12 protein-coding genes and 5 tRNA genes are annotated in these 12,377 nt (G+C 75.5%); 6 read left to right on the top strand and 11 right to left on the bottom strand.

Annotation, left to right across the window (positions count from 1 at the left end; all coding sequences use genetic code 11):
- Window positions 1-6 precede the first annotated feature (6 nt).
- A tRNA-Val gene (locus GA0070611_RS00365) sits at window positions 7-81 on the bottom strand.
- Window positions 82-136: 55 nt separating this feature from the next.
- Window positions 137-209: transfer RNA gene (locus GA0070611_RS00360), tRNA-Gly, on the bottom strand.
- Window positions 210-381: 172 nt separating this feature from the next.
- Between GA0070611_RS00360 and GA0070611_RS00355 the strand changes: the two genes are divergently transcribed.
- Window positions 382-621: a DUF6458 family protein gene (locus GA0070611_RS00355; RefSeq protein ID WP_091655772.1), complete on the top strand. Its 240-nt coding sequence runs from the start codon at window positions 382-384 to the stop codon at window positions 619-621.
- Window positions 622-808: 187 nt separating this feature from the next.
- Here the strand turns inward: GA0070611_RS00355 and GA0070611_RS00350 are convergent.
- The 3 genes from GA0070611_RS00350 to GA0070611_RS00340 all read right to left on the bottom strand — a co-directional run bounded on the left by GA0070611_RS00350 (window position 809) and on the right by GA0070611_RS00340 (window position 1,074).
- Window positions 809-883: transfer RNA gene (locus tag GA0070611_RS00350), tRNA-Val, on the bottom strand.
- Between the two features lie 13 nt (window positions 884-896).
- Window positions 897-967 (bottom strand) — tRNA-Cys (locus GA0070611_RS00345).
- Between the two features lie 34 nt (window positions 968-1,001).
- Window positions 1,002-1,074 (bottom strand) — tRNA-Gly (locus tag GA0070611_RS00340).
- A gap of 254 nt (window positions 1,075-1,328) precedes the next feature.
- On the opposite strand from GA0070611_RS00340, the gene GA0070611_RS00335 reads away from it, so the two are divergent.
- On the top strand, window positions 1,329-1,931 hold the full coding sequence (locus tag GA0070611_RS00335; RefSeq protein WP_091655771.1) for a TetR/AcrR family transcriptional regulator: 603 nt from the start codon (window positions 1,329-1,331) through the stop codon (window positions 1,929-1,931).
- Window positions 1,932-2,031: 100 nt separating this feature from the next.
- Here GA0070611_RS00335 and GA0070611_RS00330 read toward each other — a convergent pair whose 3' ends face one another.
- Window positions 2,032-3,204, bottom strand: coding sequence for an alkane 1-monooxygenase (locus GA0070611_RS00330; RefSeq protein ID WP_091655770.1), 1,173 nt, complete (start codon window positions 3,202-3,204; stop codon window positions 2,032-2,034).
- 88 nt (window positions 3,205-3,292) lie between these two features.
- Entirely contained in the window at window positions 3,293-4,111 is an 819-nt protein-coding gene (locus GA0070611_RS00325; RefSeq protein WP_231921283.1) for a hypothetical protein, read from the bottom strand.
- 199 nt (window positions 4,112-4,310) lie between these two features.
- On the opposite strand from GA0070611_RS00325, the gene GA0070611_RS00320 reads away from it, so the two are divergent.
- The 4 genes from GA0070611_RS00320 (at window position 4,311) to GA0070611_RS00305 (ending at window position 7,945) form a co-directional block, all read left to right on the top strand.
- Window positions 4,311-4,979 carry a class I SAM-dependent methyltransferase gene (locus GA0070611_RS00320; RefSeq protein WP_091655769.1) on the top strand — a complete coding sequence of 223 codons (669 nt, stop codon included), beginning with the start codon at window positions 4,311-4,313 and terminating at the stop codon, window positions 4,977-4,979.
- Between the two features lie 9 nt (window positions 4,980-4,988).
- A complete protein-coding gene (locus GA0070611_RS00315; protein WP_091655768.1) occupies window positions 4,989-6,152 on the top strand; it encodes a cytochrome P450 in 1,164 nt (387 codons plus the stop codon).
- Window positions 6,153-6,221: 69 nt separating this feature from the next.
- Window positions 6,222-7,154 carry an ABC transporter ATP-binding protein gene (locus tag GA0070611_RS00310; protein ID WP_091655767.1) on the top strand — a complete coding sequence of 311 codons (933 nt, stop codon included), beginning with the start codon at window positions 6,222-6,224 and terminating at the stop codon, window positions 7,152-7,154.
- The gene (locus GA0070611_RS00305; RefSeq protein WP_091655766.1) at window positions 7,151-7,945 is read left to right on the top strand and encodes an ABC transporter permease subunit; all 795 of its coding nucleotides are present in this window, start codon (window positions 7,151-7,153) and stop codon (window positions 7,943-7,945) included. The genes GA0070611_RS00310 and GA0070611_RS00305 overlap by 4 nt, the downstream gene beginning before the upstream one ends.
- A gap of 17 nt (window positions 7,946-7,962) precedes the next feature.
- On the opposite strand, the gene GA0070611_RS00300 is transcribed toward GA0070611_RS00305, so the two are convergent.
- The 4 genes from GA0070611_RS00300 to GA0070611_RS00285 are packed head-to-tail and all read right to left on the bottom strand — an operon-like array spanning window position 7,963 to window position 12,313.
- Window positions 7,963-8,640, bottom strand: a complete 678-nt coding sequence (locus tag GA0070611_RS00300) for a response regulator (RefSeq protein WP_091655765.1) — start codon at window positions 8,638-8,640, stop codon at window positions 7,963-7,965.
- Complete coding sequence (locus tag GA0070611_RS00295) at window positions 8,637-10,358, bottom strand: histidine kinase (RefSeq protein WP_231921282.1); 1,722 nt, start codon at window positions 10,356-10,358, stop codon at window positions 8,637-8,639. The genes GA0070611_RS00300 and GA0070611_RS00295 overlap by 4 nt, the downstream gene beginning before the upstream one ends.
- A 54-nt stretch (window positions 10,359-10,412) precedes the next feature.
- Window positions 10,413-11,141, bottom strand: coding sequence for a dethiobiotin synthase (gene bioD, locus GA0070611_RS00290; RefSeq protein ID WP_091655764.1), 729 nt, complete (start codon window positions 11,139-11,141; stop codon window positions 10,413-10,415).
- Window positions 11,138-12,313 carry an 8-amino-7-oxononanoate synthase gene (locus GA0070611_RS00285; protein WP_091655763.1) on the bottom strand — a complete coding sequence of 392 codons (1,176 nt, stop codon included), beginning with the start codon at window positions 12,311-12,313 and terminating at the stop codon, window positions 11,138-11,140. Before GA0070611_RS00285 ends, bioD begins: the two co-directional genes overlap by 4 nt.
- Window positions 12,314-12,377: the final 64 nt, after the last annotated feature.

Raw genomic sequence — 12,377 nt, 5'->3', positions numbered from 1 at the left:
CGGTGCTGGTGGGCGATACTGGGTTTGAACCAGTGACCTCTTCCGTGTCAAGGAAGCGCGCTCCCACTGCGCCAATCGCCCGTGGGTCCGTCCGGCAGGTGCCGGAGGTGTAGCCCCCGATCGGGGGCGGTTCGCGAGCGGACGACGGGATTCGAACCCGCGACCCTCACCTTGGCAAGGTGATGCGCTACCAGCTGCGCTACGTCCGCGTGTCGCCGTCGTGCGGTGGCGACGGGGAGAACTGTACCCGATGGCAAGATCGTCGGTCGAACCGACCCACCGGGCGCCGGCCCGGTCCCGCCTGACCTGGGATTGGTTCGGTGACGGGCGGGGTACTGACTCTCCTCGACAGCACACCACATCCCCCTTAAGGAGGCTGTCGTGGGAATCGGTACCAGCATCTTCCTGATCGCGGTCGGCGCGATCCTCACCTTCGCGCTCGACGCCAGCATCGGCGGTGTGAACCTCGACGTCGTCGGCTGGATCCTGATGGCGGCGGGCGTACTCGGTCTGATCATGACCACGCTGGTGTGGGGTCGCCGCCGCGAGGTGGTCACCACCGCCGAGCCGGTCGAGTACCGCCGGGTCGAGGAGCGCCGGGACGTCGCCCCGCCGCTGTGACCCGGGTGTCGGGGCCGACGGAGCTGATCGGTCCCGCTGATCGACGAACGGGGACGCCCGGTGGCGTCCCCGTTCGCGTGCCGGGGAACCGGCACCGGCCTGGGGCGACGGTGTGACCGCCGGCGGGGCCGGAGAGACAGAAAGGCTCGTCACCGGGATCCGGTGACGAGCCTTTTGCTCATCGCACTGGTGGGCGATACTGGGTTTGAACCAGTGACCTCTTCCGTGTCAAGGAAGCGCGCTCCCACTGCGCCAATCGCCCTCGTCGCATTGCGAGGTGGAGACGGGATTTGAACCCGTGTACACGGCTTTGCAGGCCGTTGCCTCGCCTCTCGGCCACTCCACCGAGGTTGCCCCCGACATGCGTGGTGGCATCTCCGAGCGGACGACGGGATTCGAACCCGCGACCCTCACCTTGGCAAGGTGATGCGCTACCAGCTGCGCTACGTCCGCGTGCCCCCGGTGTTTCCCGGTGACGGATGAGAACTTTAGCCGAGCCCGGGAACGGTTGCCAAATCGGGGTCCGATTCCGGGCGCGTCCGGGTGACGGACCACCCCTCCCCTAGAGCTTCCTAGGAGACTGGGTAGTGGGGTTGAGCAGGGCGGCGAGGCGCAGAGGGCGATCTGTCCGGGATCCGACTGTCGCGCGGGCGACGGGCCGACTTCGTGACTCCTCGTGGTCAGTCGGATGGGCTACGGTAACGGACGTGACGAGACGTGCCGCCGAGATCCGCCTGGATGCCCTGCTTCGCACGGCCTGTGACGTGATCGCGGAACGGGGACTCGCCAACACCCGCACGGCCGACGTGGCGGAGGCCGCCGGGGTCAGTCAGGCGCTGGTCTTCTACCACTTCGCCACCAAGGACCGGATGCTCGCGCAGGCCTTCGCGTACGCCGCGGAACAGGACCTGACCAAGCTCGACGCGGTGGTCCGCTCCTCGGCCCCGCCGCTGGCCAAGCTGCGCCGGATGCTCCGCCTCTACGCCCCGACCGGACGCTCGACCTCCTGGTCGCTCTGGATCGACGGCTGGGCCGAGTCGATGCGTACCCCGGAGCTGGAGAAGGTCTCCCGCCGGCTCGACCTGCGCTGGCGGCAGGACCTCGCCGCGGTCATCGCCGACGGGGTGGCCGCCGGCACCTTCGACTGCCCCGACCCGGCGGGCGCGGCGTGGCGGATCAGCGCCGTGATGGACGGCCTCGCGGTGCAGCTCTCGGTGCACGAGCGGGTGATCACCCGGCGGCAGATCGCCGAGTGGGTCCGCCTGGTGGCCGCCCGCGAGCTGGGGCTGGAGCCGGCCGCGCTGGACTGAGGGCGGGACCCGCCGCGTCGAGGGCGGACCGGCCGCCCCGGGACGAGGGCGGGACCCGGTCGTCGACCAGGGGGTGGGGGACGACCGGATCCCGCCGGCCTCAGCCCGCGTACGACTCGGGGCTGGCCGCCGGGCGACGGCGCCCGCGCAGCCGGTCGCGGGCCGGCGGGTGGACGTTGGCCAGCTCCAGGTCGCCGCCGTAGTGCGCGAGCACCCGGTGGTCCATCACCCGCCGCCACAGCGGCGGCACCAGCGCGGTGACCACCATGGTCGCGTAGCCGGCCGGCAGCTGCGGTGAGGCCTCGAAGCTGCGCAGCGTCTGGTAGCGGCGCAACGGGTTGGCGTGGTGGTCGCTGTGCCGCTGCAACTGGAAGAGGAAGACGTTGGTGACGGTCCGGTCGCTGTTCCAGCTGTGCCGGGGGTCGACCTTCTCGTAGCGTCCGGCGGCGGTGCGTTGCCGGGCCAGGCCGTAGTGCTCCAGGTAGTTGACCACCTCGAGCAGGGAGAAGCCGGTCACCGCCTGGAGCGCCAGGAAGACCAGCACGCCGGGGCCGAACACCAGCGCGAGCGCCGCGTAGAGCAGCACGGTCATCGCCCAGGCGTTCAGCACGTCGTTGCGCCAGGTCCAGGGGTTGCGGCCGCGCAGCCGGAACCGGCTGGTCTCCAGCCGCCAGGCCGAACGCAGGCTGCCGAGGACGGTACGCGGCCAGAACGCCCAGAAGCTCTCCCCGAGCCGCGAGCTGGCCGGGTCCTCCGGGGTGGCGACGCGGGTGTGGTGTCCCCGGTTGTGCTCGACGTAGAAGTGCCCGTACGCGGTGGGCGCGAGTGCGATCTTGGAGAGCCAGCGCTCCGCCGTCTCCCGCTTGTGGCCCAGCTCGTGCGCGGTGTTGATGGCGATGCCGTCGACCACCCCGACGGTGGCGACCAGCCCGGCGGCGGCCACCCAGGACAGTCCACCGGCGGCCCAGACCGCACAGCAGAGCACCAGCGCGGCGTACTGGGCGGGCAGCCAGAGGTAGGTGAGCCAGCGGTAGTAGCCGTCGGCCGCCAGGGCCGGCATGGCCTCGTCCGGCGGGTTCTCCCGGTTGTCGCCGAGCAGCAGGTCGGCCACGGGGATCGCGCCGAAGACCACCAGCGGGGTGAGCCACCAGGCCCAGGCCCCCGCGCCGGCGCGCCAGAGGGCCCAGGCGAGGAAGGGCAGCACGGGCACGAGCAGCGCGAGCGGCCAGAGTGGTTTGCGGGTGTCCCGCCAGGTGGTGGTGTCGGCGCCCATGGTCGGCCTCCTCCGTCGACTCCTCCCCAGACTGTGGCAGCCGTCACTTCATTTTACAAGAGGGCAGCTTTTGTAAAGTGGGCCCGGATCAGCCCCGCCACCGCCGCCGGACCGACCCCGCCCGCCCGGCCGCGTCTGCCGGGCCCAGCAGGCGGCGCATCCGCAGCAGCAGCCCGGCGCCGAGGAAGATCAGCAGACCGCCGAGGACGAAGGCCGCCTGGACCACGCCGAATCCCCCCGCCGAGGCGACCGGACGGCCGGCCGCGCCCGGCGGCGGCAGCTCGGCCACCGCGCTCTCGCTCGCGGTCGGCTCCGCCTCCGGCTCGGTCGACGCGGGCTCGGCCTCGGGGGTCGGGCTGGCCGTCGGCCCGTCCGCCGAGGGGCTCGGCCGCGCCGCCTCCTCCCCCACCACCTCACGGGTGGCGCTGCGCCGGGACAGCAGCCGCAGGTTCTGGTCGTACGCCTCGGCGGCGAAGCTCACCCGCCCCCGGGAGACGTCCTCGGCGAAGGCGACCCGGTAGCGAGCGGTGACCGTGCGCCCCGGACAGAGCAGCCCCGGGTCCAGCTCCCGGTCGGTCAGCCGGGCCACGTCCCCCTCGGTCCGGATCTCCAGCGGGAAGGAGCCGTTCTCCTCGACCCGGTCCACCTTCACCTGGTCCAACCGCAGGCCCCGCACCTGGAGCAGCATCGACCAGCGCACCTTCACGCAGCCACCGCCGTCGGAGCGGGACACCACCGCGGAGAGGGTCTCCACCCGGTCACCCGCGGTGAACTCGTCGGGCAGCCCGCTCAGCTCGGTGGCGAACGCGGCCGCCGCCCGGGCCGGACCGGTCACCCCCAGCCCCGCCCCCAGCACGCAGGCGAGCGTCACCCCGATCCGCAGCGCGTACCGCCACCCGCTCACCACCGCCACTGCCCTCCCGTCGGTCGCGTCCCTCCGGAAGAACGCTATGAGCGGCACCGGGCGGCCGGTAGACGGGCGTGTTCGCACCGGTCGCCAACCCCGGGGGCGGATTTCACCCAGCGTGGTGAACCGACCACGGCAGCCCCGCGACACGCCCGGGATCGGCTGCGGGCGGCGGCCGGGCGTAGGACAGAATCGCCGGGTGTCCGACCTCTCCGCGGCCTTCGTCCGGCTGCACGCCCGGCTCGCCCCGGTCCCCTTCGTCCCCGAGGTGCGGCTGCACCAGGCCGACGAGCCGATCGGCCTGTGGGAACTGACCGAGGGCGAGTTCCGCAGCGCCCAGCCGCCGCCGTTCTGGGCGTTCGCCTGGGCCGGCGGGCAGGGCCTGGCCCGCTACGTCACCGACCACTCCGAACTGGTCGCCGGCCGCCGGGTGCTCGACCTCGCCTCCGGCTCCGGACTGGTCGCCATCGCCGCCGCCCGGGCCGGCGCCGCCGCCGTCCGCGCCGTCGAGGTCGACGAGCGGGCCGTCGCGGCCGTCGCGCTCAACGCCGAGGCCAACGGGGTACGCGTCGACGCCGAACTCGGCGACATCCTGGACGGTGACGCCGGGGACGCCGAGGTGGTGCTCGCCGGGGACGTCTTCTACAGCGAGGCGATGGCCCGGCGGATGCTGCGCTTCCTGCTCCGGGCCGCCCGCGCCGGGGCCCGGGTGCTGGTCGGCGACCCCGGCCGGGCGTTCCTGCCCCGCGACCGCTTCCACGAGCTGGCCGGCTACGACGTGCCGGTGACCGAGGCGCTGGAGAGCGTCCGGGTGAAGCACACCACCGTGTGGGAGCTGGACCCGGCCCCGCCGGGAGCCGCCCGCTAGCGTGTCGCCGTGCTGTTCCGGGGCTGGGGCGAGTCCGTCGACGGGCCGTGGCCGGACGTGGCCACGGTGCGCGACCACGTCGGCGTACCCCATCTGGTGGTGACCCGGCACGCGCTGGTCCGCCGGCTGCTCGCGGACGCGCAGACGTTCCGGCCGGACAACGCGCTGGACGCGGTGACCCCGATCCCGGTGGCCGCCCTGCGGGTCCTCGCCGGGCACCGGTTCCGGCTGCCGCCGACGCTGGCGAACAACTCCTCGGCCAGCCACCCGGAGATCCGCGGCATCGTCGCCGCGGCGCTGCACCCGGACCGGGTGGCCGCCCAGCAGCCCTGGCTGACCGACCTGGTCCGGCGGCGGGTCGACCGGCTCGCCGCCGACCTCGACGCGGGCCGGCCGGTCGACCTGTACGCCGACCTCGCCGCCGACCTTCCGCTGCTGGTGCTGGCCCGGCTGGTCGAGCTGCCGGACGCCCCGGTCGGGGCGGTGAAGGACTTCGCCCGGGCCGCCCTGGAGCTGTTCTGGGCGCCGCTGGACGAGCCCCGCCAGCTCGCCCTCGCCGCCGAGGTGGGGCGCTTCCACACCGTGCTGCGCGCCTTCGCCGGCACCGGTGGCGGGCTGGCCGCCCGGCTGCGGGCCGCCGGGCACTCCCCCGACGTGGTCGTCGGCGCGCTCTTCTTCCTGCTGGTCGCCGGCCAGGAGACCACCTCGCAGTTCCTCACCCTGCTGTTGCACCGGCTGGCCGGCGAACCGGCGGTCCGGGACGGGCTGCGCGCCGGCACGGTCGCCGTGGCCGACGTGGTCGAGGAGGGGCTGCGGCTGGAACCGCCGATCGTCACCTGGCGCCGGGTCGCCGCGGTCGACACCGTGCTCGGCGACACCCCGGTGCCCGCCGGCACCAGCATCGTCGCCTGGCTGGCCCGGGCCGGTCGGGACCCGGCGGTGGTCGCCGACCCCGGCGCGTTCCGGCCCGGCCAGCGCGGCTCGCGTCGGCACCTGGCCTTCGGAGCGGGGGCGCACCGGTGCGTCGGCGCGCAGCTGGCCCGGATGGAGGCGGCCGTGGTGGTGGCCGAGGCGGCCCCGCTGCTCGACGGGGTGACCGTGCTCCGCGCGCCGTGGTGCCCGGACAACCTCACCTTCCGGATGCCGGACGCGTTCGTGGTGCGCCGGAGCTGACGAAAGTCAGGTGCGCACCCTGCCGATCGACGGCGGCGCGGACCCCCGCCGGCTCCCTACCGTCGGCGCATGATCACACTTCGTGGCCTGACCAAACGGTTCGGGCCGACCACCGCGGTCGACGACCTGACCCTCGACATCGGACCCGGGCAGGTGACCGGCTTCCTCGGCCCCAACGGCGCGGGCAAGTCCACCACCATGCGGATGGTGCTCGGGCTGGACCGCCCGACCGCCGGACGGGCCCTGGTAGACGGCCGGCCCTACCGGGAGCTGCGCCACCCGCTGTACCAGGTGGGCGCGCTGCTCGACGCGACCGGCATCCACCCGGCCCGGTCCGGGCGGGCGCACCTGACCGCGACGGCCCGCAGCAACGGCGTACCCGCCCGTCGGGTGGACGAGGTGCTCGACCTGGTCGGGCTGGACGGGCGCGCCGTCGCCAAGCCGGGGCGGGCGCTGTCGCTGGGCATGGCCCAGCGGCTCGGCATCGCGGCGGCGCTGCTCGGCGACCCGCCGGTGCTGCTGCTGGACGAGCCGGTCAACGGGCTCGACCCGGACGGGGTGCGCTGGATCCGCCGGTTCACCCGCGACCTGGCCGACGAGGGGCGCACCGTGCTGCTCTCCAGCCACCTGATGAGCGAGATGCAGCAGACCGCCGATCGGGTGGTGGTGCTCGGGCGCGGCCGGCTGATCGCCGACGCGCCGCTGGCCGAGCTGATCGCCGCCGGACCGGCCACCGCGGTCCGGGTCCGCGCCCCGGAGCCGGCCGCCCTCACCGCGCTGCACGACCGGCTGGCCGCCGAGGGGGCGACCGTGACCACGGACGGCGACGCGCTGACCGTCACCGGCTCCTCCGCCGCCCGGATCGGCGACCTCGCGTACGAGGTGGGGGTGCGGGTGCACGAGCTGAGCCCGGTGGCCGCCTCGCTGGAGGAGGCGTTCCTGGAACTGACCGCCGACAGCGTCGAGTACGCGGCCGGCCGCACCGGAGGTGGCAGCCGATGACCACGGTGACGCGACCCGTTCCGACCACCGGCCCGTTCGCCGGCGCGGTGGCCGCCGAGTGGACCAAGCTGAGCAGCGTCCGCGCCACCTGGTGGACGCTGGCGGCGTCCGTGCTGACCATGGCGGCCACCGCCGCCCAGCTCGCCATCTACGCGGTCAACGCGAACACCGACGACGACCACGCGATCGACCCGGGGGTCCTCCCGGTCGGCGACATCGTGACCGGTTCCCTCGAACTCACCCAGTACGTGGTGCTCGCCCTCGGGCTCTTCGCGATCACCAGCGAGTACACCACCGGCACCATCCGGACCACGCTGCGCTGCACCCCGTCGCGGGGCCGGGTGCTGCTGGCCAAGGCGGTCGTGGTCGGGGTGGTGACCTTCCTGGTCGGGCTGCTGCTCGGCGTCGTCGGGGCGGTCGTCGCCCGGCCGGTGCTGGGCGAGTGGGGGCGGGCCCCGCTGGGCGGGACGGTCCGCGACATCGTGGCGTCGGCGGCGTACCTGGCCGTGCTGGGGGTGCTGGCGCTGGGCCTGGCGACGGCGCTGCGCGGCGCGGTGCTCACCCTCACCGTGCTCCTCGCGCTGCTGATGATCGTGCCGCTGTCGTTGCAGGAGCCCGGGATCACCGTGCTCACCCGGATCGCCGACGCGTTCCCCGGGGTGGCCGGCAACCACTTCCTGGCGGGCGACAGCGAGCCGTACCCGGCGGCGGTGGGGCTGCTGGTCCTCGCCGGCTGGGCGGCCGGGGCGCTGGCCCTCGGCCGGTGGGCGCTGGCCCGGCGCGACGCGTGAGGACGGGGCGGGGTTGGTCAGCCGGTCGGCGGCACCAGCCCCGCCTCGTACGCGAGGATCGCCGCCTGCACCCGGTTGCGCACGTCCAGGCGGGTGAAGATGCTGGTCAGGTAGCTCTTCACGGTTCCCTCGACGAGGTGCAGCCGGCGGGCGATCTCGGCGTTGGACAGCCCCGCCCCGACCAACGCCAGCACCTCCCGCTCCCGCTCGGTCAGCCCGGCGAGCCGGTCCCGCGCGTACGGGGTGCGGGCGAGCCGCCCGCCGCTCAGCTCGATCACCCGGCGGGCCACCCGGGGCGACAGGTACGCCCCGCCGTCGGCGACCGCCCGGATCCCGGCCAGCAGTTCCCGGGGATCCCCGGACTTGAGCAGGAAGCCGCTCGCGCCGAGACCGAGCGCCCGGGCGATCAGGTCGTCCTCGCCGAACGTGGTGAGCATGACGGTGGCGGTCTCCGGCACCAGCCGGCCGATCTCGGCGGCCGCGCTCAGCCCGTCGAAGCGCGGCATCCGGATGTCCAGCAGTGCCACCCGGGGCCGGTGGGCGCGGACCAGCTCGACCGCCACCCGGCCGTCGCCGGCCTCGCCGACCACCTCGATCCCCGGATCGGCGGCCAGGATGGCCCGCACCCCGGCCCGGATCATCGCCTCGTCGTCGGCGAGCACCACCCGCAGCGGCTGCCCGTGATCGTCGGTCATCGCGCGATCCACTCCTTGCTGACCAGCCGGCCGTCGGCGAAGCAGAGCCGCCAGGTCGGCCTCGCGAAGGGGAAGTTCCCGTCGGTGTAGTACTCGCAGCCCGGCGGGGCGTCCGCGGTGGGCGGCGGCACCTGCCGGCGGGGCAGCCCGAGGCCGTCGCGGGCAGCGCCGACACGCAGCCGCTCGTAGCCGGCCCGGTCGAGTTCCGCGCCCGTGGCGGCCAGCGGGTAGTAGACGAGGGCGAGCACCAGTCCGAGCAGCGCCGGAGCACCGAACGCCACCAGCAGGCTGTGCCGGACCCGCCGTCGGGCGTCCCCCAGCCGCCGCTCCGCCTCGGCGGCCGGATCCGACCGGCCGTCGTCCGGACCGTCCTCACCCTCGTCCTCGACCGACCAGGCGGGGCGACGCGGCCCGGCCGGACCCGTCCCGGGCGCCGTGCGACCGGTCGCCGCCTCGTCGGCCGACGACACCGACCCGACGACGGCCATGTCGTCACCGGCAGGCACCGGTACCCCGACCGACCTGTCGTCGCCGGCGGGTACCGGCCCGGCCGGCGGGGGGTGCAGCGGCAGGTGGGCGGTGACCGCGAAGCCGCCGCCGCGCGGGCCGGCGTCGAAGCTGCCACCGGCGAGCCGGACCCGCTCGCGCAGGGCGAGCAGGCCGGAGCCGTGCGCCGCCGGCCCCGGCAGCGGCCCGGTCGGGGACGCGCCGTTCACCACGTCGACCGCCACCGCCCCGGCGCGCCGTTGCACGGCGACCGTCACCGGCGCGCCGGGGGCGTACCGGGCGGCGTTGGTGAGCGCCTCGCGGACCACCCGGTGCACGGCGTGCGCGGTGAGCGGCGGCAGATCCACCGGACCGGCACCGGTGCGCAGGGCGACCGCCATCCCGGCGTCCCGGGCCCCCTCCACCAGGTCGGCGACGGTCTCGTCGGGCGGCCGTGCGGAGCCGGCCCGGTCCTCGCGCAGCACACCGATGATCTCGTGCAACCGCTCGGTCGCGGCGGCCACCCGGGCGCGCAGCTCACCGGCCGCGGCCCGGTGGGCGGCCGGCAGGTCGGCGGCCAACTCCAGCGCGGCGGCCCGCAGCGCGATGAGGCTCAGCTCGTGCCCCAGCGAGTCGTGCATCTCCTCGGCGATGCGGGCCCGCTCCCGCAGCCGGACCCGGTCGGTCACGCCGCGCCGCTCCCGCCGTACCGCCTCGGCGTGCCGCCGCTGCGCGTCGGCGAGGGCCGCCTGCTGCCGCCGGTACCGACCCAGCAGCCAGGGAAAGACCCCCGCCACCAGCAGGATCGACGCCAGCAGGAACCAGGTCGACGGGTCGGTGCCGAGCAGGCCCAGGTTGAGCGCCGTGCCGGCGACCGCGATGACGCCGAAGACCACGGCCACCCGGCCGGTGCCGGGGCTGCGCCGCCCGGCCAGATAGCTGAGCACCGGGATGGCGAAGACGAAGTTGCCGTCGACGAAGGAGCCGAGCACCACCGCCACCAGCGCGGCCAGCGGCAACCGGCGGCCGACGGCCACCGCGCCGGCGAGCAGCGCCAGCGATCCGGCAAGCCGCACCAGCGCGCTCCCCGGCCAGGGCGGGGTGAGGCCCGCGTACGTCACCGGCGCGGCGAGCACGACCCAGAGCAGCAGGTCGCCGAGGCGACGGCGGCGCAGCGCCGACGCCGGCCCGTCGGGCGCGTCGGTCGGCGGGACGGGGTCGGTGGGTGGCACGGCGGTCACGCTACCCACCGACCGGCGGGGCGGGTACCGACGAAAGTCAGGTGCTCAGCCGCTCTCCTCGGCCCAGGCCCGCCAGTCGTCCAGCACCCCGTACAGCGCCGGGGTGAGCCACCCGGGGGCGGAGCGGCGGAAGACGCCCGGGTCCATCGCGCCCGCGCCCGCCGGCACCGCGCCCAGCAGGTTCGGCACCAGCTCGGAGAGGTTCAGCCAGTGCACCAGCTCCGGCTGGGTGGGCCAGGCGCCGATCACCACCCCGGCCGGCACGGCCCGGCGCTCCAGCGCCTCCAGGGTGAGCGCGGTGTGGTTGAGCGTGCCGAGCCCGGCGCGGGCCACCACCACCGCCGGGGCGCCCAGCGACACCGCCAGGTCGGCCACCGTCCAGGGCTCGCCGGAGGGCCGCAGCCCCATCGGTACGAGCAGCCCGCCGGCCCCCTCGACGAGCACCAGGTCGTGCTTGTCGACCTCCTCGCGGATCGCGTCGACCGCGGTGTAGAGCTCCAGCGGCTCCAACTCGGCGACCCGGGCCGCGGCGAGCGGGGCGAGCGGGTCCGGATAGGCGGCCAGGGTCCGGCCGGTGAGCGGGGCGGCCAGCCGGGTCACCGAGTCGACGTCGCCCGGGTCACCGGTGGCCGTACCCGTCTGGCCGGGCTTGACCACCGCGACCCGCAGCCCGGCCGCCTGGGCCGCCGCGGCGATGGCGGCGGTCACCACCGTCTTGCCCACCTCGGTGTCGGTGCCGGTCACCAGCACCGCACCGGTCCAACCGTTGGTCATGAGCCCACCTCCGTTCGCGACTGCGGGGCTCGCAGAACCGGCGCACACTCCACGATGACGTCCAGGGCGCGGATGAAGTCCGCCCGGGGCACCCCGGCCGAGACCGTCAGCCGCAGCCGGGAGCGGCTGTCCGGGGTGGACGGCGGCCGGAAGCAGCCCACCGCGACGCCCCGGTCCCGGCAGTCCGCCGCCCAGGCGGTCGCCGCCTCCGGCCCGGGCGCGGTCACCGAGACCACCGCGCCGTCGGGGGCGGAGACCGCCAGCCCGGCCGCGCCGAGCCGGTCGACCGCGAGGGCGACCCGCGCGGCCAGCTCCGCGCGCAGGTCGTCGCCGGCCCGGGCCAGCCGCACCGCCGCCAGCACACCGGCCGCCACGGCCGGCGGCGGCGCGGTGTCGAAGATGAAGGTCCGACCCGTCTCCACCAAATGCCGGACGAACTCGGCCGGCCCGGCGACCACGCCCCCGGCCCCGCCGAGCGCCTTGGAGAGGGTGGCGGTGACCACCACGTCCGGCTCGCCGGCCAGCCCGGCGGCGGCCACCCCGCCGGCCCCGGCCGGGCCGGTGACGCCGAGCCCGTGCGCGTCGTCGACCAGCAGCAGCGCGCCGTGCCGGCGGGCCACCGCGTGCAACCGCGCCAGCGGGGCCAGGTCACCGTCGACGGAGAACACCGACTCGGTGACCACCACGGCGGGACGGCCCGGCGCGGCGGCGAGGGCGGCGGCCACCGCGTCCACGTCGGCGTGCGGGGTCACCACGGTCTGCGCGCCGGAGATCCGGCAGCCGTCGATCAGCGAGGCGTGGTTGTGCGCGTCGGAGACCAGCAGCGTGCGGGGCTGCACCAGGCCCCGGACGGCAGCCAGGTTGGCCAGATAGCCGGAGGAGAAGACCAGCGCCCGGTCGACGCCGAGCCAGCCGGCGAGGGCGTCCTCCAGCGCGTGGTGCAGGTCGGTGGAGCCGCGCACCAGCCGGGAGCCGGTCGCGCCCAGCCCGTACGCCGACAACGCCCGCGCGGCGGCGGCGGTGACCTCCGGGTGGGTGGCCAGGCCGAGGTAGTCGTTGCCGGCCAGGTCGACCACCGAATCGCCGGCGGCCCGGGGCCGCAGGGTACGGGTCAGCCCGGCCTTCGCCCGCAGCTCGGCGCGGCGGTCCAGGGCCGCCAGCCAGTCCGCCACCGTCCAGGTCCCTTCCCGCCGACCGTCGCCCCGTGGGGGCGCTTCCGCCGGGCGAAGTTACCAC

It is taken from the genome of Micromonospora auratinigra, assembly GCF_900089595.1.
In the GTDB taxonomy this organism is placed as follows: Bacteria; Actinomycetota; Actinomycetes; order Mycobacteriales; family Micromonosporaceae; genus Micromonospora; species Micromonospora auratinigra.
This window is presented reverse-complemented; position numbering and strand designations above follow the sequence as displayed.